The 23,943-nt window shown below is 62.2% G+C and carries 21 protein-coding genes and 1 pseudogene; 9 read left to right on the top strand and 13 right to left on the bottom strand.

Translation table 11 applies throughout. The features are described from left to right. The first annotated feature begins 89 nt into the window (after positions 1 to 89). Both AC1Q5P_RS11790 and AC1Q5P_RS11785 read left to right on the top strand, forming a co-directional pair. On the top strand, positions 90 to 1,304 hold the full coding sequence (locus tag AC1Q5P_RS11790; protein ID WP_492519033.1) for an argininosuccinate synthase: 1,215 nt from the start codon (positions 90 to 92) through the stop codon (positions 1,302 to 1,304). A 735-nt stretch (positions 1,305 to 2,039) separates the two neighbouring features. Further along, positions 2,040 to 2,954: a ferredoxin gene (locus tag AC1Q5P_RS11785; protein ID WP_492519032.1), complete on the top strand. Its 915-nt coding sequence runs from the start codon at positions 2,040 to 2,042 to the stop codon at positions 2,952 to 2,954. Positions 2,955 to 3,039: 85 nt separating this feature from the next. Here AC1Q5P_RS11785 and AC1Q5P_RS11780 read toward each other — a convergent pair whose 3' ends face one another. The 6 genes from AC1Q5P_RS11780 to AC1Q5P_RS11755 all read right to left on the bottom strand — a co-directional run bounded on the left by AC1Q5P_RS11780 (position 3,040) and on the right by AC1Q5P_RS11755 (position 9,682). Then, positions 3,040 to 3,471: a CHRD domain-containing protein gene (locus AC1Q5P_RS11780; protein WP_492519031.1), complete on the bottom strand. Its 432-nt coding sequence runs from the start codon at positions 3,469 to 3,471 to the stop codon at positions 3,040 to 3,042. 125 nt (positions 3,472 to 3,596) lie between these two features. Then, entirely contained in the window at positions 3,597 to 4,265 is a 669-nt protein-coding gene (locus AC1Q5P_RS11775) for a TadE/TadG family type IV pilus assembly protein (RefSeq protein WP_492519030.1), read from the bottom strand. Further along, positions 4,259 to 4,843, bottom strand: a complete 585-nt coding sequence (locus AC1Q5P_RS11770) for a TadE/TadG family type IV pilus assembly protein (protein WP_492519029.1) — start codon at positions 4,841 to 4,843, stop codon at positions 4,259 to 4,261. Before AC1Q5P_RS11770 ends, AC1Q5P_RS11775 begins: the two co-directional genes overlap by 7 nt. After that, positions 4,840 to 6,789 (bottom strand): TadE/TadG family type IV pilus assembly protein, encoded by a 1,950-nt coding sequence (locus tag AC1Q5P_RS11765; RefSeq protein WP_492519028.1) that lies wholly within the window; start codon positions 6,787 to 6,789, stop codon positions 4,840 to 4,842. Before AC1Q5P_RS11765 ends, AC1Q5P_RS11770 begins: the two co-directional genes overlap by 4 nt. A 141-nt stretch (positions 6,790 to 6,930) precedes the next feature. Further along, positions 6,931 to 8,148, bottom strand: coding sequence for a CaiB/BaiF CoA transferase family protein (locus tag AC1Q5P_RS11760; RefSeq protein WP_427464735.1), 1,218 nt, complete (start codon positions 8,146 to 8,148; stop codon positions 6,931 to 6,933). After that, positions 8,135 to 9,682, bottom strand: a complete 1,548-nt coding sequence (locus AC1Q5P_RS11755) for an acetyl-CoA acetyltransferase (RefSeq protein ID WP_492519027.1) — start codon at positions 9,680 to 9,682, stop codon at positions 8,135 to 8,137. Before AC1Q5P_RS11755 ends, AC1Q5P_RS11760 begins: the two co-directional genes overlap by 14 nt. A gap of 79 nt (positions 9,683 to 9,761) precedes the next feature. On the opposite strand from AC1Q5P_RS11755, the gene AC1Q5P_RS11750 reads away from it, so the two are divergent. Beyond that, positions 9,762 to 10,751 (top strand): LysR family transcriptional regulator, encoded by a 990-nt coding sequence (locus AC1Q5P_RS11750; RefSeq protein ID WP_492519026.1) that lies wholly within the window; start codon positions 9,762 to 9,764, stop codon positions 10,749 to 10,751. Here the strand turns inward: AC1Q5P_RS11750 and AC1Q5P_RS11745 are convergent. Continuing rightward, positions 10,733 to 11,782 carry an AraC family transcriptional regulator ligand-binding domain-containing protein gene (locus AC1Q5P_RS11745; RefSeq protein WP_492519025.1) on the bottom strand — a complete coding sequence of 350 codons (1,050 nt, stop codon included), beginning with the start codon at positions 11,780 to 11,782 and terminating at the stop codon, positions 10,733 to 10,735. The two genes, AC1Q5P_RS11750 and AC1Q5P_RS11745, sit on opposite strands and share 19 nt — an antisense overlap. 149 nt (positions 11,783 to 11,931) lie before the next feature. On the opposite strand from AC1Q5P_RS11745, the gene AC1Q5P_RS11740 reads away from it, so the two are divergent. The 4 genes from AC1Q5P_RS11740 (at position 11,932) to AC1Q5P_RS11725 (ending at position 17,504) form a co-directional block, all read left to right on the top strand. Next, entirely contained in the window at positions 11,932 to 14,355 is a 2,424-nt protein-coding gene (locus AC1Q5P_RS11740; RefSeq protein WP_492519024.1) for a TonB-dependent receptor, read from the top strand. A 119-nt stretch (positions 14,356 to 14,474) separates the two neighbouring features. Then, positions 14,475 to 15,212, top strand: coding sequence for an SDR family NAD(P)-dependent oxidoreductase (locus tag AC1Q5P_RS11735; protein ID WP_427464743.1), 738 nt, complete (start codon positions 14,475 to 14,477; stop codon positions 15,210 to 15,212). Positions 15,213 to 15,223: 11 nt separating this feature from the next. Beyond that, the gene (locus AC1Q5P_RS11730) at positions 15,224 to 16,450 is read left to right on the top strand and encodes an acyl-CoA dehydrogenase family protein (protein ID WP_492519023.1); all 1,227 of its coding nucleotides are present in this window, start codon (positions 15,224 to 15,226) and stop codon (positions 16,448 to 16,450) included. A gap of 13 nt (positions 16,451 to 16,463) precedes the next feature. Continuing rightward, on the top strand, positions 16,464 to 17,504 hold the full coding sequence (locus tag AC1Q5P_RS11725; RefSeq protein ID WP_492519022.1) for an alcohol dehydrogenase family protein: 1,041 nt from the start codon (positions 16,464 to 16,466) through the stop codon (positions 17,502 to 17,504). Here AC1Q5P_RS11725 and AC1Q5P_RS11720 read toward each other — a convergent pair. Next, the gene (locus AC1Q5P_RS11720; RefSeq protein ID WP_492519021.1) at positions 17,501 to 18,637 is read right to left on the bottom strand and encodes a pyridoxal phosphate-dependent aminotransferase; all 1,137 of its coding nucleotides are present in this window, start codon (positions 18,635 to 18,637) and stop codon (positions 17,501 to 17,503) included. The two genes, AC1Q5P_RS11725 and AC1Q5P_RS11720, sit on opposite strands and share 4 nt — an antisense overlap. 66 nt (positions 18,638 to 18,703) lie before the next feature. Between AC1Q5P_RS11720 and AC1Q5P_RS11715 the strand changes: the two genes are divergently transcribed. Both AC1Q5P_RS11715 and AC1Q5P_RS11710 read left to right on the top strand, forming a co-directional pair. Then, complete coding sequence (locus AC1Q5P_RS11715; protein WP_062343667.1) at positions 18,704 to 19,084, top strand: winged helix-turn-helix domain-containing protein; 381 nt, start codon at positions 18,704 to 18,706, stop codon at positions 19,082 to 19,084. Next, complete coding sequence (locus tag AC1Q5P_RS11710; RefSeq protein WP_156135792.1) at positions 19,081 to 19,554, top strand: hypothetical protein; 474 nt, start codon at positions 19,081 to 19,083, stop codon at positions 19,552 to 19,554. The genes AC1Q5P_RS11715 and AC1Q5P_RS11710 overlap by 4 nt, the downstream gene beginning before the upstream one ends. A gap of 7 nt (positions 19,555 to 19,561) precedes the next feature. On the opposite strand, the gene AC1Q5P_RS11705 is transcribed toward AC1Q5P_RS11710, so the two are convergent. From AC1Q5P_RS11705 to AC1Q5P_RS11685, 5 genes and pseudogenes are all read right to left on the bottom strand, one after another. Then, on the bottom strand, positions 19,562 to 20,848 hold the full coding sequence (locus tag AC1Q5P_RS11705; RefSeq protein ID WP_492519020.1) for a metal-dependent hydrolase family protein: 1,287 nt from the start codon (positions 20,846 to 20,848) through the stop codon (positions 19,562 to 19,564). A gap of 84 nt (positions 20,849 to 20,932) precedes the next feature. Further along, on the bottom strand, positions 20,933 to 21,406 hold the full coding sequence (locus AC1Q5P_RS11700; RefSeq protein WP_039335193.1) for a hypothetical protein: 474 nt from the start codon (positions 21,404 to 21,406) through the stop codon (positions 20,933 to 20,935). Positions 21,407 to 21,429: 23 nt separating this feature from the next. After that, positions 21,430 to 21,723: a hypothetical protein gene (locus tag AC1Q5P_RS11695; RefSeq protein WP_492519019.1), complete on the bottom strand. Its 294-nt coding sequence runs from the start codon at positions 21,721 to 21,723 to the stop codon at positions 21,430 to 21,432. Between the two features lie 70 nt (positions 21,724 to 21,793). Then, on the bottom strand, positions 21,794 to 22,603 hold the full coding sequence (locus AC1Q5P_RS11690) for an NUDIX hydrolase (protein ID WP_492519018.1): 810 nt from the start codon (positions 22,601 to 22,603) through the stop codon (positions 21,794 to 21,796). 498 nt (positions 22,604 to 23,101) lie between these two features. Continuing rightward, a pseudogene (locus tag AC1Q5P_RS11685) lies at positions 23,102 to 23,884 on the bottom strand (IS110 family RNA-guided transposase); the annotation flags it as partial. Between the last annotated feature and the right edge of the window lie 59 nt (positions 23,885 to 23,943).

The following is a 23,943-nucleotide window of genomic DNA, read 5'->3' as shown; positions in this document are numbered from 1 at the left end:
CGTCAGGCAGCCACATCCCGGCAAACCTTGCACCCCCGCCCCCTCCCTGTTAGGCGCGCGGCGCGTATTTCACGGGAGTCGTAGCGCTCATGTCCGATATCAAGAAGGTCGTCCTCGCCTATTCCGGTGGCCTCGACACCTCCGTCATCCTCAAGTGGCTGCAGGTCACCTACAACTGCGAAGTGGTGACCTTCACCGCCGACCTCGGCCAGGGCGAGGAGCTGGAGCCTGCGCGCGCCAAGGCCAAGCTGATGGGCGTGCCCGACCATCACATCTACATCGACGACCTGCGCGAGGAATTCGTGCGCGATTTCGTCTTCCCGATGATGCGCGCCAATGCCCGTTACGAGGGCGACTATCTTCTCGGCACTTCGATCGCCCGCCCGCTGATTTCCAAGCGCCTGATCGAGATCGCGCGCGAAACCGGCGCTGATGCCGTCGCCCACGGCGCGACCGGCAAGGGCAATGACCAGGTCCGCTTCGAGCTCTCGGCCTATGCTCTTGAACCCGGCATCAAGGTCATCGCACCGTGGCGCGAATGGGACCTCACCAGCCGCACCGCGCTGATCGCCTGGGCCGAAGCGCACCAGATCCCGGTGCCGAAGGACAAGCGCGGGGAAAGCCCGTTCTCGACCGACGCCAACCTCCTCCACACCTCCTCCGAAGGCAAGGTTTTGGAGGATCCGTGGGAAGAGACCCCGGACTACGTCTACTCCCGCACGGTCAATCCCGAGGACGCGCCGGACGCGCCCGAGTACATCACCATCGACTTCGAGAAGGGCGATGGCGTTGCCCTCAATGGTCAAGCCATGTCGCCGGCGACCCTGCTGACTGCGCTCAACGACCTTGGCCGCAAGCATGGCATCGGCCGTCTTGACCTCGTCGAGAACCGCTTCGTCGGCATGAAGAGCCGCGGCATGTATGAAACGCCGGGCGGCGAGATCTACGCTCGTGCCCATCGCGGGATCGAAAGCATCACGCTCGATCGTGGTGCCGCGCATCTCAAGGACGAGCTCATGCCGAAGTATGCCGAGCTCATCTACAACGGCTTCTGGTTCGCGCCTGAGCGCGAGATGCTGCAGGCAGCGATCGACCACAGCCAGGTTCGCGTCAACGGCACCGTCCGGCTCAAGCTCTACAAGGGCAATGCCTCGGTCGTCGGCCGCAAGTCGCCCGACAGCCTCTACTCCGAACGCCACGTGACGTTCGAGGACGATGCAGGCGCCTATGACCAGAAGGATGCGGCCGGCTTCATCAAGCTGAACGCGCTCCGGTTGCGCCTTCTGGCGCAGAGAAACCAGTAAACGCCTGCGTCTTCTGGCACAGCAGGGCCGCTGATTGCTGCGCTTCGGCGCTGCACAATAGCTATCCACCGAAAGGTGCGGGGGTTGTGGATAACTCCCGCACTTTTTGCTTGCGCGACTCGAGCAACAGGCGCAGCTTTTGATTGTCGAGAGCGCACGAACCCCAAAGTTCAGGGACCAAACCTCTGAATTTTCAGGACTAAGTGCGCAACGATACGAACACGGATAGTTTGCAGCGTAACCAACCGGCAGGCACCTTCGGGCTGATATGCGGATGCGCGAAACTGCGGCCTTCGTGATCGGAAACGGAATGCGGAACGGCATCGTTTTCCACGGTACAGCGCGCGGGCAGGCTTCGGCCTCCATCAAGCGCGATGCGGCGAAGACAAGGATGACGGACAGCATTCCACCCCGGCGAACGGCGGCGTTCGTCCGGCCAGGTGCAAGCCCGGTCGGGAGCGAGCCACCAGACAAAGGGTAACGCCCACAGACGGCTTTTTCCGGATCGCTTGAAAGAGCAGCCGGGAGAGTCGCGGAAAAGCGGAGCGACGGAGGAGTGCCTGGCACTCGACCGGCGCGGATAGGCGGAAGGACGGATAGCGGCGCGACCTTGTGCGAAAGCACGGATCGGCAGCAGCCCAGGGGCTACGCGCCCCGGACGGCATCCAGCCAGACGCCCGCCAAGCGCAGAGCGCGCTCCGTCGAGCAAAGCCGCAAGGCGCATGGCCGTCAGCGATGACGGACCAGCCCGAAACGGCCGAAGCGAGACGCGACGAGAAAAGCCAGAGCGGACGTAGAGTGGGGGCCGGCAGCGATGCTGGCCCCCATTTGCTGTTTGGGCTCACACGCGGCACACTGGACTTAATTACAGTTTTTCGACATTCCGGAAAGCTGCTGCGCGTCCGATCGACGCCTAATAGCGGAATTCCTTTCCAGCCCATCTGCTACATGCTTTTTATGGCCGCGCGCCGCCGCGCCGGCTATGCTTCTCCAATGGAAGTAACGCCGCCAGCTTTAAAATGCTCCATCGCTGAAGGGGACTTCTATGTTGATGCCGATTGTTGCCTCCTGTGCGGCGTGCCAGAGAGCATCGCTCCGGAGATTTTTCGCACAGGTGAACACCATTGCTCGATAGTCCGACAACCATCTTCGCCGGATGAGTTAGACAGAACAATCCGTGCGATGTGGTCGGGCGAAGTCGACTGCGTCCGCTATCGCGGCCGTGATCTCTCCATGCTTGAAAGGCTGGCTCAAGCAGGGATGTCCAGCCAAGCTGACCACGGTAATTCGACAACAGCATCTTTGCTGCTGCGAGACCGCGTGAGCTTCGAAATGCCGGAAACTACGAACCTTCCTGGCGCGGTCCGGATCGCAAGCGAATTCCGTGCCGACATGCGCGCTCAAGCAAATAAGGTACTGCCCTCCTTGTTTGGAAGGCGATCAGTCTGGGTGTCCTGGTCTGGGAATCACTTTCATCGCGTCCGTTTCAGCTACACCAACGGAGGGCGGTTTGTTGCGCGCTTGGGCCCCTCATCGGCATATCAGGGCCTGGCATGGCTGGTTAACGACTGGCTCACTGAAAAAGGGGCGCAGGGCATGCGCTGGGAGGTAGCGGATGTCCCCTCTCCATCGATTTCGACACCCATGTGAGTCCTTGCCAGCGCGCATCTACCACCAGTCAATCCGCCGGCGGTATTCCTCGTTCCTCCTGCTGTCGAAACAGGAACCAAATCCCTCACTTCACCTCCAACTGCCCCCGCACCGCGCCCTTCGGGAAATCGGCGGTATGGACATTGACGTAATAGGCGCCCGGCGCGGCGATGATCTTCTTCAGCAGTTCGGGTTCCATCGCGATGCAATTGTCGCTGTCTTTGCCGGTGACCTCGATCGTGGCAACCGGTTTGCCGTCGCTTCCGGCGTTGCCTTCATGGACGTGGGCCATGGTCGGTTTTTCGGTTTTATCGACCCACAAGGTGAAGCAGAAGTCGCCGGTCTCGTCATCGCCATCGGCCTTGAAGCCGCCAATGCCATCAGGGTCGCCGCCCGCCGTCTCGGCTGCGCCGCCGAGCGTGGCGACAAGCGTTACTGGCTTGGCCATGGCTGGTCCGGTCGCGCCAGTGACAAGAGCAGCCATTCCGGCAATCGCTGCAATATCCGCATGCTTCATCGAGGTCTCTCCTGTTCAGCCCGCTCGCCATCGACTCAGCATGGCTTCAGGGCACCTTCAGGAGACTACACCCTCCCACCGCTTGCGGAAATTCATTGCGCGCAAGCCGTCAGTCCACGCTCCGGTCAGCCACAGGGATAGGCCCCGCCCGTTCCGGTAACCCCCGGCGTGAGGTTGCGGTTGTCGCGGATGAGAAATGCGCCCTCCTTGCGCATAACGGGATTGTCGACAAACAGATCACCCATAAGCCCCTGGTGCTGATAGTAGACTTCGACAAACATCACCGCGCTGTTGGCCGACGCGGTGATCTTGGTCGGTCCACTTCCCATTCCGGCCAGCGCCGTACCGTTCAGCCCGTTTCGCGTGCTGTCATTGCCATAAGCGGATTGCCGCGAGAGCTGTCCGTAGCAGCGCTGCCAGCGAATGTACTGCTTGCCCGTCGCTGCGTCGCGTTCAAGGCTCGACAGAATGATCCTGCCTCGGGTTGCGAATTCAAGCCCTGCCGCCTGCTCCTGCGCGCCACGCATGACCTCGTTGATGTCGGCCTCGCTCACTGTCGGCGTGACCACGCTGTTGTCAGTCTGCCCGATGCGCGAAGCGTTGTCCGCAAGCGAGAGCGCTATCTCGCTGATCTTCATGTCGACAGAGTTCATGTAGGCCACTTCAAGCCCGTAGAGCGCAATCGACAGGATGAACGGCGTGATGATCGCAAATTCGACAACCGAAACGCCTGAGCGATCCCGGGCGAGGCCCTTGGCGCAATGGCCAAATCTGGCGGCAAATGTCTTCAGCATACGCGCGGTGTCGATCCGTAACTGCCGTCCTGCAGAGCGAAAGGCTGGTTGCGTTTCACCGCCGTCGCGGAAATCTCGCGGCGGCTCCAGTCAAGCGGCAGGAGAGGAACGGCAAAAACGGGATCGTATTGCACCCGCACCGTGTAGACGATCACATCGTTAGCGCCGCCATTGCCGGACCGCCCCAGGTCTTCGTCCCACGATTCGTTACCGTTCTCGTCCGTATACCCCTCGCCCGGTGAGCACGCCCCATCGCCGTTCTTGTCGTCTAGCGGCTCTCCCTTGTTGGTGCGAGCAAAGTCATAATAGCTCTTGCGGGTGGAAGTCACCTGCGCACCGGGCACGATCGGGCGCATGGCGCTGACGACCTTGGCGTCGGCGACGGAAGTGTCGCCGGTCTCCAACGTGGAATCGCGTGCTGCCTTCTCGACCGCGCCATCGAGAACGCCCTTGGCGTAAACCATCTGGCCCAGGTCAAGGCAGCCCACCAGCGCCAGCAGGAACGCCGGGACCACGATTGCAAATTCGATGGTGGTAACGCCGGCGTCCTCGCCGCGCAGGGTACGAAGGTTCTTCATTGGTACACCCGCAATTCGCCCACGTTCTTCGCGATTTCCTGGAAGGCACTGTTCAGCTGTGTAGCGTTGGTGGCCAGAAACGAGCTGTTGCTCGATGCACAATAGGTCAGATCGGAAGTGAGGCTCGAAGCAAAGGCGATCACCCACACGCGGAACCCCTTGTCCTTGGCGTTGTCGCATAGGGCGCGGAAGCGCAGCGTGTGGCGCGCAGCCTGGTTGCTCGAGCCATCGTCGGTTATCCGGCGATCATGCCATTCTATGCCATAGCTCGATTGGATCGTGGTGCTTGGCTCCATCTGCCCGTCGGTCATGAAGATGATGTGGCGCGAAACCTTGCCACCGTTGGTCGGCGCGATGTTCACGGTGTCGGCCCATGGTCCCTGCGGCGAACTCAACCGCAGCCCCCACAGCATGCCCAGATCGTGGTAGGTCGAACCGGCAGCAGCAAGGGCATCGGCATAGCTGTAGAACGCCGACTGGTTCATGGTGGACAGCAGTTGCGCCTGATGGGGGCAATAGGACGAGGCCTTGCTCCCTTGCGAGGTCTGCACGGCATCGGTGAGATATGTTGTGCCCCATACCGTCGTCGTTCGATAGTAGGCCAGTTCAGGCCACATCGGACCCCACTTGGTTTCAGGATTGCCATCCGGAACTAGATCGACGTCAAGGTCCAGCGCCGTCGAAGGCGACATGCCCGTGACGCTGGAGTAGCTGATGCTGCTCGTGGCATCGCTTTCGCGCTCCTCGATGCAGCCTCCCCAGGTGTAGCTGGCTGCTGTCCCGTTGCTGCCGTTGGGTTTGCTGACCGCCGTGAATGTCTTGTAAACGCTGGTATCGACGTTGCTGACTTGCCGGTAAGCCCAGTTCGAGAATTCCTGCCGGGTGCGCGTCTCGTAGATCGGATCCGAAGTGGCATAATTGCGCGTGATGAAGTTGCGTGTTGTATAATAGTAGAACACGCGCCAGCGGTTGTTGTTCTGTTGCTGGCAGACATATGTGGTCTTGCGCTGAGGTTGGGTGGTTGTGGTGGTGACAACCTGCTGCCCCGCCCCATTCGTCGTCGTGCTGGACGAACTTGTCGCGCTGCCGTTGTTGGCCCAGGCAACATCGGCAGGGCGCGCGTTGTTGCAGGTGGCCTGCGAATTATAATTGGTCGAACTGTGCTGCGATGTGCTGCCGATCGTCTCGGTGGAGTATGTCTGCTCGCTGGTATTGACCGCTGCAGACCAGCCGGTGAAGACCTGCTCGGTAATCGTGTTGAATACCGGCTCGCGCGTCTGGATCGGCCACGTGTCGGCCAGATATGCCGGGTTGAGATTGTAGATCAGGCGCCCGACGTTTACCGACGAGCTGTAGGGAACAAACGAATAGCGAATTCGCGCGTTGGAGCCTTGCGTGGCCGTGGCAACCGTATCGTAGAAGTTCTTCATTGCCACGCGCAGCGCCTGAATGCGGGTCTGGCTGGTGCCGGAAAGCGTGTTGCCCATGGAGCCGGTGGTATCGAGCACCATGGTAATGTCGCTGTTGCCCACACCCATCGTGGCGCTGCAGGCCACGCTGACAGGGATCGTGTCCACGCCGAGCAGATTCATTACTGCCGTCTGGACCGTCGTCGCAGCCGTTCCCGAGATCAGATTGCCGCCATTGGTCGACGCCGTGGTAAACGTCGTCCCGGTCGCGCCAAGCTCACCTTCCACGAAGTTGGTATTGAAGTAGGCATTCGCCTGGTTCCGGGCGGCAGCGTCATAGCCATTGGTCGTAACGGCGCGGCGGCCAGCAAGCGTGCCGGCATCACAGGCTGACTGCAACCGGTTGCGCGCCTTGTAGACGCGGTTGATATCAAGCCCGCCGCCGATCAACGCGACGATGACCGGCACGCTAGCAGCGGCGATCGGCAGCACGCTGCCGACATTGCTCGCAAAAAGCCTTTCGATGAACCTTGCCATGCCGTCCCGCTTGCCCCTGCCATTTCTGACATTGGCTAAAACGGCGCTCGACGGTTTCCAGAACCTTACCTTTATCGGGAATTCATAGGAGCTTTAGTCGGATTTAATCCGTAGTTTTATCAATAGAAACAAACAGATATCTTAACCATCTTTTGTGCGTGAAAAGGCCTGCCATCCGTAAGCTCTGATCTCTTCACTATCGGCGCCAGCCAAGGGAGGGAAAGAGACAGATTTACCATTTTCGGAAACCTCGAAGCGTACAGGCGCGGCCTGCTCGAAATAGGCGCCCTCAACCGGGTGCTCGCGTCGGCGGAAGAAGCGTGTCTCCTGAAGATGGGGATCATTCATCACGTCTGCCAGATCGCGTACGGCTTGCGCAGGGATCTGGGCAGCATGACACCGCGCCAGTAACTCCGCAGTCGGCAAGGCCGGCGTGAAACGCGCTATCGCCTGGTACAATTCCGGCTGCGCCTTGAGCCGAAGCTGCGGCGTCGAGAGATGCTCCTGATCGAGGAAGTCCGGCTGCCCCAGCAGCGTGAAGATGCGTATCCACGCATCGTCGGTATAGGCAACGATGCTGATCCAGCCATCGGCTGTCGGGAAAGGCTGGCGATCGGGATCGACCTGCCGTGGGTATCCTGCGGGTCCATTGGGCGGATCGAATGTCAGGCCACCAAGGTGTTCAAGCAGCATGAAGCTTGAAAACACCTCGAACATCGGCACTTCAACCCGTTGTCCTTCGCCCGTCCGCTGCTTGTGCACGATGGCAGCCATTGCGGCATAGGCGGCATGCAGTCCTGCCACCTTGTCAGCGATCAGCGACGGAAGATAGCGCGGGCGCGGGTTGCCGTCGACCCGAGGCAACAGCGTGGCGGTGCCGGTGGCCGCCTGGATCACGTCATCATAGGCCTGCAGGTCTGCATAAGGACCATCCTGGCCAAAGCCGACGCAGTGGACATAGATCAAACCGGGATTGATCGCCTTGAGCGCCTCGTAATCCAGCCCGATCCGCTCGAGCGCCTTGCCCCGCACGTTCACCACGAACACGTCTGCATCGCGCAGCAGGTCGAGCATCACGGCCCGGTCGCCCTCGTCCTTCAGGTCGAGCGCAACGGACTTCTTGCCACGGTTGAGCGCCATCCACGCCGGTGCCATGCCCGGCGTGACAGCCGCTCTTGCCGACCAGCGAAACGCATCGCCAATGCCTGGCGCTTCGACCTTGATCACGTCCGCACCCAGATCCGCCATGATCTGCGTGGCGTATGGGCCGAAGACCACGGTTGTCAGGTCAACAACACGGATGCCCTCGAGGAGAACCGGATTTTCCGCCACCTGCCCTGTCCCTTCAGTCGAACGCAAAGCTGTTTGCCTTTTCACCCGTCGTAATGACCACGGGTCTGCCAAGCGGATCGCGCTCCAGCATCGCTGCAACGGTGGTGGCATCGCGTGTGGTGGCAACGAAGCGTCCGCCAGTGTCGAGTTCACCGATCACGATGGCCTGCTCCGGCACGCCTTTGGCGAAGGTCACCGTATATGTGCCGATGCGGCCGTTCCCTTGCGGCGCGAGCGCCATGGCGGCCTTGGGGACTGCATCGAGTTCAGCTTGCAGTTCCGCACTCAGGCACCCCGGCCATTCACGCGGGTCGCTGGACAGCACCGCTGCGCCGTACTTGGACTGGAAGCCGCCGTTCATGCCTACCAGGCCCTTGGCTCCAGGCTTGCCTCGCAAGATTTCGACCATGCTTGCCAACGCATGCGTGGAGTAGTTGTTGCCGGCTCCGCCGAAGTAGGGGAGACCGCCAGTAACCGTCAAACTACGCGGGTCATCTGCAGCAAGGCCAAGGCCGTCGATCGCGGCATTGAACACCGGGACGGGGAAGCAGGAATAAAAGTCGAAAGCTGCGATTGCATCGGCCGTCACGTTCGCCTGCGACAAGGCGGCGGCAATGGCGGCATTTGCAGCGGGATAGGCCCCGATATCCGGCCGCTCCAGCAGTTCCCGCTCTTTGGCCAGGGCAGCCCCGTGAAGATATATCCACCTGGTCTCAGGCACCCTCGCCGCGCGGGCGGCCTTGATTGACATCAGCACGAGCGCTGCCGCCTGATTGACCTGGTCGCGCGAGACCAGCTTGAGAGGATAGGGATCGCTGATCATCCGATTGCGCTCGCCGGGAGTGGCGATTTCATGCGCACTCATCGGCTTGACCGCGGCTGCGCTGTAACGGTTTGCTGCCGCAACTTTCGTGAACGGCGCGAACAGTTTCCCCATCGCCTCGGCATAGGCCTCGCGCGATAGGCCAAGACGGGCTCTCCGGGCATTCTCGCACAATGCGTAAGCCGTTACCGGCGCACGAATGCCATGGGCAATGCTGGCTGCCGAAAGGGTGCCCTCAAAGCCCCTGCCCTTGTCGATCCACTCGACGCCGGTGGCATCGGGATCATCGCTCTCGGCCCAATCCCGCGTCTCGCCCTTGGCCACGAGATGGCGCACGGTCGAGATCGCCTCGCTGCCGAACATCAAGGCTGCCGACACGGCACCTGTCGCGATGCGGTTCCCAAGATCGGCCAGCAAGGCCAGCGGAGACTGTCCCCCCACCTTCTCGAGGATGGCGACTTTCGGCTTGATGCCCAGCCTTCGCGCAACTGCCAGTGGCAGCTTGTCCGCCCGCCCGAACGGGACTTGCATCGCTCCGGATTCCTCGAACGTCCTGATCGAACCGAGGGCCTGCACCTGCGCTGCAACTGCCGCACCTGCCTGCGTGTCGGCAAGAGCCTCCCGGGCGGCCGCAGCGGCCAGATCGGCAAACGACAGGCCGACATATCCAGGATTGTCGACCCGTTCGACGAACTGGCCGACACCGACAATGACCGGGGTATTCTCCGACAGGGGCATGGCATCCTTTCGCTTTTTCCCGCCAAGCTAAAAGCGCCGGACCGCACCGTCCAATCGATTTAATCTTTCGATTTATAGAGTGTTCGAATATATCGAGTTCATGCAGCCCGATGTCGATCTGAAAGCTATCCGGTGCTTCCTCGCTCTTGCGCAGGAATTGAGCTTCGGCCGTGCGGCGAAGCGCATGAACCTGACGCAGCCCAGCCTTTCGGCACAGATCCGCAAGCTCGAGGAACAGATCGGCCAGCGCCTGTTCGACCGGACAACGCGCGCGGTCCAGCTATCGCCCGTTGGCACGGCACTGCTCGACCAGGCCGGTACCTTCGTCGCCCAAGCCGATGCCTTCGCCGCCCAACTTGCCGCTTGGCGGGATCGCCCTGATCGCCGGATCGTCCTCGGCGCGCCAATCTATACGTTCGAACTGCCTCAGCACGGAGCGCTGCTATCGGCGATCGCGCGCGAGCTTCCGGACATATCGCTGCGGGTGGACAACGATTTTGCCTATTCGCTTTGCGAGGGGCTGATCAAGGGCACCGTCGATCTTGCCATGGTGGTTGCCGCCGTCGTGCCTCACGACAAGTATTTGGCCGACATGGCCCGCCAGCAATGCGGCGAACTCGAAATTCCGGATGGTTTGCCTCGCCTGACTCTCAGCCGCGAACCGATCGGCCTGGCCATTCCGCAAGAGCACCCTCTCGCCCGGTTCGACGTCGTGCCGCAGGCAGCTTTGTCCGGATCGGTCATCGCGATGCTCGCCCCGCTGCACGGCAAGAGTCTGTATCAACCGATATCGACGTGGCTTGCGGCTGCCGGGGCGACGGGCTTCCTCCCGCCCGAAGCACACGCCTTTGCGCTGGAACGATATTGCCGCGAATATCGCATTCCGGCGATCTCCATCGCGCAGTTTCGCCCGAAGGATCACGGAAACGTCGTTTATCGACCCGTCGGGGGCCTTTCCATCCTCACCGAACTGGCGGTGCTGCGAAGCAACCGTCAAATGCGCGCGGCAAGCGAGATGCAGCTCTGGAAAATTGCAGAATCCCTTGTGCCTCAGGCATTTGCCGACTGACCATCGGGTGCCTTGCGCGGGCGCGTTTGCGCCATAAGGGCTCGCGCGCCGGTGGACATATGCTGACGCAGGAAGCGGCTTGCCGCGCTGGCGTCGGTATAGCCGAGGCGATGCGAAAGTTCGGTCAGGTTGGGTCGTCGCGCGGTGCGAAAGTATTCGTCGGCAGTATGCTTTCGCACCTGTTCGAGAATCACTGCGAAGCTCGTGCCCCTTTCGGCAAGGCGGCGCTGGAGGCTCTGCGGAGAAAGGCCGGCAAGCCCGGCAACATGCGGCAGGTTTGCCCGCCGCTCCGTCAGGTTGGTGGCGATGAAGTAGCGCACCTGCTGCATGAGATCGCCCGGCCATTGGCTATCGGCCTGGGCCAACTGCTTTTCAAGGTAGCGAACCATGTTGGGATTGGCCCGCTGCGAAGGCCGATGCAGATCCGACTTGCGGAAGACCAGCGCACAGCGATCCGACCCGAACTCGATCGGACAACGAAACACCGCCTGATGATATCGCCAACTCTGCGGCGCGGGATGATCCAGCTCCAGCCTGATCGGCGTCCATTCCTCACCAAGGAGCATCCGCATGATGCGTAACTGGAGTGTCAGCGTGGCCTGCAGGAATTGCGAGCCGCCAAACCGCGCAGGCACCATGAGAACATGGCGCAAGGCCGCCTCATGCCCGGTAATATCCGTGCTCGAACGCATCGCCGCACTTTCGAGGTGCATGTAGCGTCGCGTTATCCGTGACGCCTCGTCAAGAGTGGTGCAATGATCCCAAAGCAGGCTGATCGGGCCGAAGCCGCGCACATTGCACCACATGGAGAAGGCCACGCCAAGATCATCGCGGCCGGATGCGATCGCGGCAGCCTGCAGAACGTCTACGTGCGCACTTGCCGGCAGCCATTCCGCCTCGTTCGCCTGTTCCACGTGGGCAAAGACGTCGGGAGGGCAAAGGCTCCTCAGATCAAGCCCCGACACTTCCGCGAAGTGGGCGAACTGGCGCATGGCGCTGGCATGAGCGAGACCGCTTTCCGATTCCATCATGATGCAATCTGACAATACTGTGCCGCGATCCGTCAAGATCAATTAAACGATTAAACGCACAATGCCGCTGCAGTCAGCTTCTGTCCAGTCCGGGACAGCGTCTGGAACACCAATTACAGCCGCCACAAGGCGGCGCATGGGAGGCAGCCTTGAAAGCATTGTACTTGCGTAACGCAGCACTGGCCGCAATCGCGGCTTCGGTCACTTTGCCGAACCTGGCGCACGCCCAGCAGGCCGAAGAGCAATCTGCCCCCGGCCTTGCCGAGATCATCGTAACGGCACAGCGCAGGACCGAGAATCTTCAGGACGTGCCGATCGCGATAACTGCGGCCAACGCCGAAACACTCGCCCAGGCGCGCGTCGAGAACGTCGCGAACATCCAGGCCATCAGCCCCTCGATCAGCTTCCGCGTCACCAACATCGCAACCTCGAGCGCGAACCTCATCATCCGTGGTCTGGGCACGACCGGAAACAGCCGCTCGTTCGAAGGCTCGGTCGGCGTCTTCATCGATGGGGTCTATCGCACCCGCGCGGCAGCGGCGCTGCAGAACTTCCTCGACATCGACAACCTTCAGGTGCTGCGCGGCCCGCAGGGGACCCTGTTCGGCAAGAACACCACCGCCGGCGCCCTGTTGCTCGCCTCGGCATCACCCTCCCTCAACGACGTCAATGGCGCCGTTGAAGTGACCTACGGAAATTACGACACCCTGATTGCCCGCGGCGCCGTCAATGCTCCACTCTCGGACAAGGTTGCATTCCGCATCGCCGGGCTCGCCTCGTCGGCCGATGGCTTCTTCACCGACAGCACCACCGGCCAGAGCCTCAACGACAACAAGACCCGAGCGGTCAAGGCGCAGCTGCTGTTCGAGCCGAGCGAGAACCTCACCGTCCGCCTGATTGGCGACTACTCGCACAGCCAGGGCAACTGCTGCTACGCCACCTCGGCCTTCATCGACGGTCCCACCCAGCCGATCATCGATCTGCTGACGCTCTACCAGCCAGCCAGCAGCCAGCAGTTCCTTGGCGTGCTTGCCGGCCTGATCCCGGCCTCGTCGATGACGCCGACCGGTCGCAAGCTTCCTGCCCGCGATCCCTCGAAGTTCGAGCAGACCCTGAATGGCAATGGCCAGCAGGAGATCGAGGATTACGGCGGAACCATGCTGATCGACGCACAGGTCGGCGAAGGCACGCTGAAGTCGGTCACGGCATTGCGCCAGTTCACCGTCGACCAGCGCGATCTCGACCCCGATTTCTCGGGCGCCGACATCTTCCGCTACAATGAAAGCTTCTCCAGCCGCTTCATCTCGCAGGAACTGACCTACAACACGAAGATTCCGGCGCTCAACGCCGAGGCAGTCTTCGGACTGTTCTTCTCCGACGAGAAGCTCAAGATGGGCCGCAGCCTGCCATGGGCGAACCAGGCGCAGTTCTACTGGGATGCGATCTTCGCCAGCCTCGGCGTCGCCCCGGGCACTGCATACGCTGCTCCCGGTACATGGACCACCGAGCGCATGGGCGGCACGGCCAAGTCCTACGCAGGCTTCGCCCACCTCGATTTCGCGGTGAATGACAAGTTCAACGTCATTGCTGGCGTGCGCTACTCGATCGAGAAGAAGCGCGGCTTCTTCAACAACGCCTTCTATCGCCCGATCCCGACGGATGTATTCACCCTGCTCGGTATCGCCCCATCGCCGGCATACGACGCCACGACGACCAACAAGGCGCTCTCGGGCACCCTCGGCGTCCAGTACCGCCCGACTGACGACATCATGCTCTATGCGACGTACAACCGCGGCTTCAAGGCGGGCGGCGTCAACATGGACGTCAATGCGGCAGGCACGCTGATCAACAACGCCGCTGTCTACAATGCCCTGCCTGCCGCAATCCGCATCGGCTTCTTCGGCAATGCGCCAGCACAGGCACCGCTGAACCCGCGCTACAAGCCGGAGAAGGTCAACGCCTTCGAAGTCGGCGGCAAGTTCCAGTACCTCGATGGACGGGCTCGCACCAACATTGCGTTCTTCTACTATGACCTGTCCGACCTCCAGATCGCGCAGTTCATCGGGCTGCGCTTCACAGTGCTCAATGCCAAGTCGGCGAAGGACTACGGTCTCGAGATCGAGAACCTGTTCCAGATCACCGACACCCTGACGCTCGGCCTCGATGGTACGTGGATCCCGCATGCCCAGTACGGGAAGGATAGCAACATTGACCCCGTCCTGTCGGACTCGCGTTTCCGCTTCAGCCCGAAGTTCTCTGGCAACGCCACGCTGAACCTCGATCAGCCGATCAACGACAACCTCAGTGTGCTGGCTCGCGTGCAGGCACAGTATCAGAGCCGCCAGCTGATCAGCACCGCGACTACGGCTGAACAGGGCCCGGTCACCCTGGTCAACGCCAACCTCGGGTTCAAGCTGCCGAAGACCGGCCTGCTGATCGAAGGCTGGGTGCAGAACCTGTTCGACAAGACCTGGTTCACCCAGTCATTCCCCACCCCGCTCCAGACCGGCGATCAGAACGCCTATCCCGGAGCGCCTCGCACCTACGGCATCCGCGTCCGCGCCTCGTTCTGACGTTGCAGGAATGGATGCAAAGACCCTCGCTATCGGAAGACAGCGAGGGTCTTTTGCGTGGCGACCGGACCGTTAAGCTGATTGCACAGAGTGGCATGCAGCGGCCGAAAGGGAGAGCGATGATCGACGATACAGACTTCACCGGCAGGCATGTCCTTGTCGTTGGCGGCTCCAGCGGCATTGGCAACGGCATCGCACAAGCCTTTCGTGCACGCGGCGCCGCAGTCCACGTCTGGGGAACCCGGCCTGGCGCAGAAGACTATGATCCTGCCGATGGGTCTGATCTCTCCGGTCTCGGTTACACCTGCGTCGATGTCGGCAATCCCGATGCCATCGCGGCAGCCCCTTTTCCTTACTCCAGCCTCGACGTACTCGTCCTCTGCCAGGGCACGGTGGTCTACAAGCGCGGCGAGTTTGCGCGGGAGGGCTGGGACAAGGTCATGGCCGTCAATCTCGACAGCGTAATGCACTGTTCGATGAAGTTCCGCGCGCAGCTTGGCGAAAGCAACGGCTCGATCATCGTCGTCAGTTCGATCTCCGGTCTCAAGGCCAATATCGGCAACCCGGCCTATGCCGCGTCAAAGGCCGGCGCGATCAGCCTGACCAAGACACTTGGGCAGGCGCTCGCTGCCGAGGGCATCCGCGTCAATGGCCTCGCCCCCGGTCTGGTCGATACAAAGCTGACCAAGGTCACCACCGCCCACCCGCAGCGCCTCGAAGGGGCCCTTGCCAGCATTCCGCAGCGCCGGATGGGCACTCCTGCCGACATGGCAGGTGCCGCAATCTTCCTCGCCTCCCCGCTTGCCTCTTACGTTACCGGCCACACCCTCGTGGTCGACGGCGGCCTCTCGCTCTGAAAGATTGCCGGATGCACTTCGAACATACCGACAAGGTCAAGGATCTTCTTGCCCGCCTCGAAGCCTTCATGGACGAACACGTCTATCCGGCCGAGCAGGACTATTACGACTTCGTCCATGACCAGCAGAATCTCTGGGCCGAATGGCCGGGGATGGAACCGCTCAAGGAAAAGGCCCGCGCGGCCGGCCTGTGGAACCTGTTCCTTCCTCACGAATATGGTGCGTGGTCGCCCGGCCTCACCAACCTTGAATATGCGCCCTTGGCCGAAGTCATGGGCCGCGTGCCGTGGTCCAGCCAGGTGTTCAACTGCTCTGCGCCCGATACCGGCAACATGGAAGTCCTCGCCAAGTTCGGCAGTCCCGAACAGCAGGAGCGCTGGCTGCGCCCGCTCCTCGAAGGCACGATCCGTTCCGCCTATGTGATGACCGAACCGCAGGTGGCCTCGTCGGACGCTACCAACCTTGAACTCTCGATCATTCCCGATGGCGATGACTACGTGATCAACGGGCGCAAGTGGTGGATTTCCAATGCCATGCACCCCCGCTGCGAACTCATGATCGTCATGGGCAAGACCTTCTTCGACGGACCGCGCCACAGCCAGCACTCGCAGATCCTCGTTCCGCGCAATACGCCGGGAGTCACCGTGGTCCGCCACCTCAAGGTCTTCGGCTCGCACAATTCACCGGGCGGCGAGGTCGAGCTGCGCTTTGACAACGTCCGCGTGCCCCGCGCAAACATGGTCCTCGGCGAAGGACGCGGCTTCGAGATCGCCCAAGGTCGCCTCGGGCCGGGCCGCATCCATCACTGCATGCGCTCGATCGGCCAGGCTCAGCGCGCGCTCGAATGGATGGCCCGCCGCGCCGACAGCCGTGTCGCCTTCGGCAAGAAGCTGGCCGACCAGTCGAGCGTGCGGCAGGACGTCGCCCGCTCGTTCTGCCAAGTGGAGATGGCGCGGCTGCTCACGCTCAAGGCTGCCGACGCGATGGATCGCAAGGGCAACAAGGAAGCGCGAGACCTGATCGCCGCGATCAAGGTCGTCGCTCCCTCGATGGCGCAGCAGGTCGCTGACCGCGCGATCCAGGTCCACGGCGGCATGGGCGTCAGCGAGGACGGCCCGATGGCCTATTTCTTCACGCTCAATCGCTACGTTCGCCTCACCGACGGGCCGGAGGAAGTCCACATGAGCCAGCTGGGCAAGCTCAAGATCGCCGAATACGTCGCCTCGAACGCCCGCTGAAGGACCCGCTGTCATGAAAGCCCTTCGCTACTACGGTGCCCGCGACATCCGCCATGAAAGCATGGACGATCCGCTGCCGCAGTCTGACCGGGACGCAATCGTCAAGGTCGATGCCTGCTCGATCTGTGGCTCCGACCTCCACATCTACCACGGCCACGGCTTCTCCGAAGACGTCGGCTTCTGTGTCGGCCACGAAGCCGTGGGTGAAGTGGTCGAGGTGGGCCGCGGCGTCCATTGCCTGAAGGTCGGCCAGAAGGTGATGATTCCGGCAGCGGTCGGCTGCGGCGCCTGCCGCTCATGCCTCGCAGGCGTCGTCAACACTTGCGAGAACAACGGATCGGGCTGCTACGGCCTTTCGGCAAAACTCCAGGGCTCCCAAGCCGAAGCGGTGCGCGTGCCTGCCGCCGATGCCAATGCCGTTGCGATCCCGGACGGGATCAGCACCGATCAGGCACTGATGATGACCGATGCCCTCGCCACCGCATGGTTCGGCGCGCGGCAGGCTGACATCCGCCCTGGCTCGTCGGTCGGCGTGATCGGCCTCGGCCCGATTGGCCTGATGGTGGTGGAAAGCGCCTTCGTCATGGGTGCGCATGTCGTCTACGCGATCGATCCGGTGCCCGAGCGCCGCGCAATTGCCGAAAGCCTCGGCGCGATTGCCCTGCACCCGGACGAGGCCGCTGCGCGGATAAAGGAAGACACGCACGGCAAGCGGCTGGACTGCGTTGTCGAAGTCGTGGGCGCCGATGCCACGGTGGACATGGCGCTGCGTCTGGTGCGCGTGCGCGGCACTGTCTCGGTGATCGGCGTCCAGCAGTCGCGACGCTTCCCCTTCCCGCTTGAACGCGCCTTTGCTGGCGGTCTTACCTTCCGCGTCGGCACCTGCTCCGTGCCCGAGGAACTGCCGGCGCTTTTCCCGCTGGTCGCCTCCGGCCGCCTCAAGCCAGAACGCTACATCAGCCACCGCTTGCCGCTGTCACAGGGCGCCGAAGCCTACCGCCTGTTCGAAGCGCGCGAGGCAGGTGCGCTCAAGATGGTGCTGACGCCAGACTAGCGCTTGCGCCGTGCCGCAAACCACGGCCCGATCCGGCGCATCGCCTTTTCCACCAGAGGCGTCGAAACCGCGAAGCTGAAGCGGATGAAGCGTTTGCCGTTGACCGGATCGAAGTCGATCCCCGGCGCGGTCGCAACGCCCGTATCGCGCAGCAGCTCTTCGCACAGCGCCAGGCTGTTGTCGGTGAACTCGCTCGCATCGGCATAGATGTAGAACGCGCCATCGGGCGGCGCGATGCGCCCCAGGCCCATCGGCGGCAGCGCTTCCAGCAGGATCGAGCGGTTCCGCGCATATGTCTCGACATGCCCGTCCAGCTCGTCACGACACTCGAACGCCATGAGACCGGCCTTCTGCGCCAGCACCGGCGGCGTCAGGAACAGGCTGCCCATTCGCGCCCGCGCCGCGTCGATGAGCGAGGCCGGCACGACCAGCCAGCCGAGCCGCCACCCGGCCATGCTGAAGTATTTCGAGAACGAATTGACGATCACTGCGTCGGGCAGATGCTCGAGCATCGACGCCGCCTTCGCGCCGTAGCTCAGCCCGTGGTAGATTTCGTCGGAGATGACCTTGATACCCTTCCGGCGACAGACCTCTGCGATCGCGGCCAGTTCTGCCGGCTCTATGATCGTCCCCGTCGGATTGGCCGGGCTCGCCACGATCAGCCCATCGGGCACCGGATCAAGCGCTTCGACAGCGGCAGCGGTGACCTGAAACCGCTCTGCCGGGCCGCAATCCATCTCGACCGGCTCGAGGTACATGGCTTTCAACGAATTGCGGTAGGCAACATAGCCCGGCCGGGCCAGAGCAATGCGCGCACCCGGCCGGAACAGGCACGACAACGCCATGACGAAAGCCGGCGAAGCACCGCACGTCAGGATCACCTGCTCGCGCTCCACCGTCACGCCATAGTTCTCGGCATAGCTCAGGGCGATGCGGTCCTTCAGGGCCACGCTTTCCCAATAGCCCATCGCCTCGCTGTCCAGCACCGCGTGCGCCAGCGCAATTGCCTTGGCCGGAGCGCCGGTCGAAGGCTGGCCGAACTCCATGTGGATGACACTGTCGCCCGCTGCCTCCATATCGTGCGCGATGCGGGAAACGGCGATGGCGTGAAACGGTTCGACTTCGGCGATCATGGCAGCGTGCTAGTTGCCGCCGAAACAAGTTGCAACCCTGCCGGCCGCGCCGATAACCTGCCGCCGATGCAGCGCCTCAAACTGAAGATCCAGCTCTACTGCGGCAACGAGATCGCGATGGGTCCCGGCAAGGCCGACCTGCTTGATGCGATTGACCGCGAAGGCTCCATTTCCGGCGCCGCGCGCGCCATGGACATGAGCTACCGCCGCGCGTGGCTGCTGGTCGATGCCATGAATCGCTGCTGGCGCGAACCTCTGGTCCAAACCTCTCCCGGCAGCGCAAAAGGCGGCGGAGCCAGGCTGACTGCATTGGGCATTGCCGTTCTGCACCACTACCGGGCGCTGCAAGAACGCCTGCAAGGAAGCTCCGAATGCGCAGCTTATCTGGCCCTCGCAGAGGCGCTCCTGGCGGAACCGAAGGCAAGCCGCAAAGGTGACAGGACTTGAAATCGCACACGAATTGCCGCTGCGCAGAGCTCGGCAACCTGGCAGTCATTGGCATGGGCTCTGAGCCAGACGAGGAAGTGCTAGGTTCGCTTGATCTTGTTAGCGAACACGGAGGCCTGCAATGGTGGCTCTACATGTCCCGGTGCAACCAATGCCAACAGTTCTGGATGATCGCGCAAGAAGAAAGGGTTCATGACAATTTCTGCCTGAAGCGCATTGATGCCGAGGATGCAGCACGGATCGTCACGGATGCTATCTGGCCTGAAGACTTTCTTGAGTTTGGCGCGGTGCTACGACTGGAACGTGAATGCGGACAGGTTGCACACTTCCTGGATCCGAACTGCCACGCATTGGTGGCCACCGCTCACGAGCTGAAACGTGAACGACCGGACATCACATCGGACGAAATTGGCTACTTGCTCGCCATAAGGCCATCACATGCCGCCAGATTGCTGGCCCAGAAGCCTTGATAACTACCTAGCGCCCCACCGGCCCCTTCCACAGCACGCCGTCCTTCATCACCAGCGATACCTTGCGGATCGCGGCAATGTCGGTGAGCGGATTACCCTCGACCGCCACCAGATCGGCCAGCATTCCCGTCTTCACGCTGCCCAGCCGGTCACCGATGCCAAACATCTTCGCGTTGCCCGATGTCGCTGCGATTGCCACTTCGGCGGGCGTCATGCCCCCCTTCACCATCAGTTCGGCTTCCCGCGCGTTGTCGCCATGGGCGTAAACGCCGACGTCTCCGCCCATGCAGATGGCGACACCGGCCTTGCGCGCCTTGGCGAGGGCCTCGAACCCCTCCTGCACGCCCTTGGGCACCGGCGCCTCACCATTCCATCCGCGATAGCGTGCAATCGCATCGCCTGCGGCAAGCGTCGGACAGAAGCCCACGCCCTTGGCCTTCATCGCCGCGAACACGTTAGGCGTCCCTTCGTCGCCATGCTCGATCGTGTCGACACCGGCTGCGACGGCACGACGCATCCCCTCTGCCGTGCTGGCGTGGGCGACAACCTGCCGTCCGGCACCGTGCGCAGCCTCCACCACAGTTTTAAGCTCCGCTTCCGTAAAGGTTGGCCTGCTCGGTTCGCCAGGTCCCCAGCGATAATCGGCATAGACCTTCACCAGGTCCGCCCCGGCGCCGATCTGCCGCCGCACGGCATTGATCAGGTCTGGCCCGCCAGCCTCCTCCGCACCAAGCGGCACCGTCACCCCCGGCTCGAACCCTCTGGGACCATAGGCCCCCGGCGCAACGATGGCGCGCGTCGCCACCAGCATGCGTGGCCCGGGCACGATGCCCTGCTCGATCGCCTGCTTCAGTCCCACATCGGCATAGCCAGCGCCTTCGGTGCCGAGATCGCGCACCGTGGTGAAGCCCGCCAGCAAGGTCACCCGCGCGTGAACCGTGGCGCGCGCCGTACGCAGCGCCAGAGACTCATGCAGGACCTGATCGTCCCACGGCGTTTCGTTGTAGGGGTGCAGGAACAGGTGCGAGTGCCCCTCGATCATGCCCGGCATCAAGGTGGTGCCTGGCAGCGCAATGACCGAAGCCTCGACTGGCGCGACAATGTCAGGACCGACCGCTTCTATGCGGTTGCCCCTTACCAGAACCGCCCAGCCCTTGCGCAGCACTCCGGTCTCACCGTCGAATACGGCGTCAGGCCGCAACAGGGTCAGCGCCTCGGAACGCTCGCCGGCAAACGAAGGAGCCGCAACGGTCAGCGTCAGGGCAGCAGCAAGAACCTGTAGGACAATCCGCATTCGCCATCCTTTCGAATGGCGCCATCATACCTGCGCAACAAGAAGCGGCAACAATCTGCGCCGTCCTTTTTCCTCAATCCGGGTTCAGGCCGCTTCCTCGTGCCGCAGTTCTGCAAGCTGCGCGTCGGTCCGAGGCAAAATACCCATGCCATTTATGGTCCGACGATCGAGATGCTGGAGCTGTATGTCAGGACTTTGGCGGGTAAGATCGCGTAAGTGTTGCACACGGATCACGGCCATCACGCAACCCAGCGTCGCGATCGAAACGCCCAGGCGCCACATGGCGAATTGCCCGCTTTGCACGGTCGACAGGAATTCGGCAAAGCACTGCCATACGGTTGCAGCGCCAAGCAGCTCGGTCGCGCGTTGGCGTGGCGCCGCCAATAGCAGGGAGCACGCGAGGAAGAACGAGCCGACACCGGCCGTCGTCACGCTGAGCTGGTCCGTCACATAACCGAAGCCGAGCGCAACCGCGCTGGCTACTGCGACAACACGGGCGGTGCGGGAAATCTGACCAGGGGTCAGCATGTCGAGTGGGCTACGCATGCGCAGGATCATTGCCCAAGCCTCTCAACAATTCGTTACGGCACGAAAGGTCCAGAAATGATCTCAATAAATCCAAAAATTACAGTCCATAGCAGGACCGACAACGCCAGCGGCAGCCCGAGGCGAACCCAGCCCGAGGCAGTTTCCGTTGGCGAATCACCCTCCGCCTGCCCGAATCGCCCGGCCATCAGTTCTTCCTGTAACTGATGGACGGGTGAACGAACCGGGGCGTCCTCCTGCCGTGCAGGACGGGGCACCGCGATGTTTGGCGCGACGCTCTCGGCTACACCTGAAGGCAGTTTGGCAGACAGTACCGGCGATCCCGACATGGTGGCTCCTCGGCATCACTCTGCCATGAGGTCACCAACGACAGCTCACCACAAACCTAGGGATTTACGCTTAGCCCCGTTGCGCCATTTCGAGCGGTTCGCCACGGACCGGGTAACCCAACCCGTCCGGGATCATCAGCCAGCGACGCCCCTCCCGCTCTTCCACAAACGGACTGATCGTGCCGATCGGTGTCGTCTCGGCATGATTGCGCGCTTCGTCGAAATTGCCGAACAACGCCAGGCGTTCAAGATTCCGCCGCGTCGGAAAGATGACCTTGATCTTGCCTTCTTCGGCAAGATCGAGCGCTTCGCGCGCACTTGCCCAGAAGAGGTGCCGGTTCTCGGTGGCATCAACCTCGATATCGACCGCCCCGGTGCCCAGATCGGCGAGATAGAAGCGGGTGTCGAAAATTCTTTCAGTCCTGTGTTTCGGCCACCAGCGAGCGAAGGGCACCAGCCGATCAATCTCAAGCTCCCAGCCAAACTCTGCCAGTACCGGCGCAAGATCACCGCCCGAGATCAGCATGCGTCGCGCTTCGGCCGCAAGCCTGCCATCGACCTCGCCCGAAATTCCAACCACCAGGCCGGTCTCTTCCAGGGTTTCGCGGACAGCAGCCACTCGCGCCGCCAGATCGCCTAGGTCTCCCCCAGCGCTCTGTCCCAGGCTTTCCGCCAGCGAAAAGTCCGACGGATCGATCTTGCCGCCCGGAAAGACGGTGGCGCCCCCTGCAAACTTCAGGCTGGCATTGCGCTCCACCATGAGAATCTGTGGCGCGCCACCGGCAGGAGCATGCCGAAAGATGATGACGGTTGCCGCCGGAGTGGTCTTGCTCAGCCAGTTTTCGGGCTCGATATCATGCGTTTCCATCCTGGCGATCATGTCCCGCCCGAGCGCGCTTGCCAAGTCTCGAGAAAGTGTCGGATCACTTTACATTTGCCGCTTCAGCCTGATGGTTTCAGGCGCGGACAATCCCGAAAAACAGGCCTTTTCCGCAAACTGGCACGAAGAATGCTTAAGTCATAATGTCCCGAAGAGTAGCTTCTTCTCGAGGCGGAGCCAGTCCCCCCGGTCTCTATGGCTCCGCCTCTCCCGGGACCTCCCTCAAACAGGCAGAGCACAAAAAAACGTATGGCCCGCCCCGTCTGCAAGGGGGATTTTGAAGTGTTCTGATCAGTCTGCGTCAACGTATGCGGTCTCATGGGTGACCCCATGGCCAAGATGGACATCCGCACGTCTGGAGCCACAATAAAGACGCCGGCAACGAGTGCCATTTTTTTGGCCGGGCTTTCCAGACGCCGATCGACTGTCAGGCCATCTTCACGATCCTTCCTGCAAACATCGTTGGCCTATGCACGAAGATGCGTGCGGCCGATCCGGTTATGCCGCGACTGGGTAGCCGCGTTCGAACGTCGCGTCCTTGCGCAAGGCCGCCCATGCGATCCGCGCCAGCTTGTTGGCCAGCGCGACGACGATAGCATTGCGGTGGACTCCTCGCTCGATCATTCCTGTCAACCAGCGCCCCAACGGGGTCTCGCTTCGCGCCAGCGACGGCAATGCTGCTCGGGCACCGTGGATGAGCAAGGTGCGCAAGTAGGTGTTGCCTCGCTTGGAGATGCCGAGCAGCCGCGGCTTGCCGCCGGTAGTATGCTGACGGGGCACCAGACCGAGCCAGGCACCCAGGTCTCGGGCTTTGGCAAAGCTGCTGGCATCGCCCACGGCTGCAATCAGGGCAGTTGCGTTCAGCACCCCGACGCCGGGGATGGATGTGAGCCGCCGGGCAGCCGCGTCATTGCGCGCCAGCTCGACAAACTCGCCGTTCAGCGTTTCCACCCTGGTATCGAGTTCGCGCCATTCGGCACGCAGTTCGGCCACCAACTGGCGCAGACGCGGTGACAAGGTCGTATCCTCATCGGCCAGCAGGGCATCGATGCCGAGTTCCAGCTTGCGCCGCCCAACCGGGAAAATGGTCCCGCGCTCCAGCAGGATCGCCCGCAACTGGTTGGTCAGGCTCCTGCGCTCAGCCACCAGGCGCGAGCGAACCCGGTGGAGCGTCTGGATGTCCAACTGCTCCTGGGTCTTGAGTTCGACGAAGCGCATCGTTGGACGCGAGGCGGCCTCGGCGATCCCCTCGGCGTCGCGGTCATCGTTCTTCTGTGCTTTGACTAATCACGAGGTCCCCATAATGCGGAGGAACGCGGCCTGATTGGCGGATTTTCGCC

It is taken from the genome of Novosphingobium sp. GW835-FHT14H07 (assembly GCF_058793515.1).
This window is presented reverse-complemented; position numbering and strand designations above follow the sequence as displayed.

Bases quoted from the DNA above. Each gene is read 5' to 3' on its own strand.
- AC1Q5P_RS11725 (WP_492519022.1), top strand. From the start codon at position 16,464: ATGAAAGCCCTTCGCTACTACGGTGCCCGCGACATCCGCCATGAAAGC.
- AC1Q5P_RS11770 (WP_492519029.1), bottom strand. From the start codon at position 4,843: ATGAAGAACCTTCGTACCCTGCGCGGCGAGGACGCCGGCGTTACCACC.
- AC1Q5P_RS11700 (WP_039335193.1), bottom strand. From the start codon at position 21,406: ATGATCCTGCGCATGCGTAGCCCACTCGACATGCTGACCCCTGGTCAG.
- AC1Q5P_RS11745 (WP_492519025.1), bottom strand. From the start codon at position 11,782: ATGATGGAATCGGAAAGCGGTCTCGCTCATGCCAGCGCCATGCGCCAG.
- AC1Q5P_RS11690 (WP_492519018.1), bottom strand. From the start codon at position 22,603: ATGATCGCCAGGATGGAAACGCATGATATCGAGCCCGAAAACTGGCTG.
- AC1Q5P_RS11775 (WP_492519030.1), bottom strand. From the start codon at position 4,265: ATGCTGAAGACATTTGCCGCCAGATTTGGCCATTGCGCCAAGGGCCTC.
- AC1Q5P_RS11705 (WP_492519020.1), bottom strand. From the start codon at position 20,848: ATGCGGATTGTCCTACAGGTTCTTGCTGCTGCCCTGACGCTGACCGTT.
- AC1Q5P_RS11790 (WP_492519033.1), top strand. From the start codon at position 90: ATGTCCGATATCAAGAAGGTCGTCCTCGCCTATTCCGGTGGCCTCGAC.
- AC1Q5P_RS11715 (WP_062343667.1), top strand. From the start codon at position 18,704: ATGCAGCGCCTCAAACTGAAGATCCAGCTCTACTGCGGCAACGAGATC.
- AC1Q5P_RS11735 (WP_427464743.1), top strand. From the start codon at position 14,475: ATGATCGACGATACAGACTTCACCGGCAGGCATGTCCTTGTCGTTGGC.
- AC1Q5P_RS11765 (WP_492519028.1), bottom strand. From the start codon at position 6,789: ATGGCAAGGTTCATCGAAAGGCTTTTTGCGAGCAATGTCGGCAGCGTG.
- AC1Q5P_RS11720 (WP_492519021.1), bottom strand. From the start codon at position 18,637: ATGATCGCCGAAGTCGAACCGTTTCACGCCATCGCCGTTTCCCGCATC.
- AC1Q5P_RS11730 (WP_492519023.1), top strand. From the start codon at position 15,224: ATGCACTTCGAACATACCGACAAGGTCAAGGATCTTCTTGCCCGCCTC.
- AC1Q5P_RS11755 (WP_492519027.1), bottom strand. From the start codon at position 9,682: ATGCCCCTGTCGGAGAATACCCCGGTCATTGTCGGTGTCGGCCAGTTC.
- AC1Q5P_RS11695 (WP_492519019.1), bottom strand. From the start codon at position 21,723: ATGTCGGGATCGCCGGTACTGTCTGCCAAACTGCCTTCAGGTGTAGCC.
- AC1Q5P_RS11780 (WP_492519031.1), bottom strand. From the start codon at position 3,471: ATGAAGCATGCGGATATTGCAGCGATTGCCGGAATGGCTGCTCTTGTC.
- AC1Q5P_RS11785 (WP_492519032.1), top strand. From the start codon at position 2,040: ATGACGGACCAGCCCGAAACGGCCGAAGCGAGACGCGACGAGAAAAGC.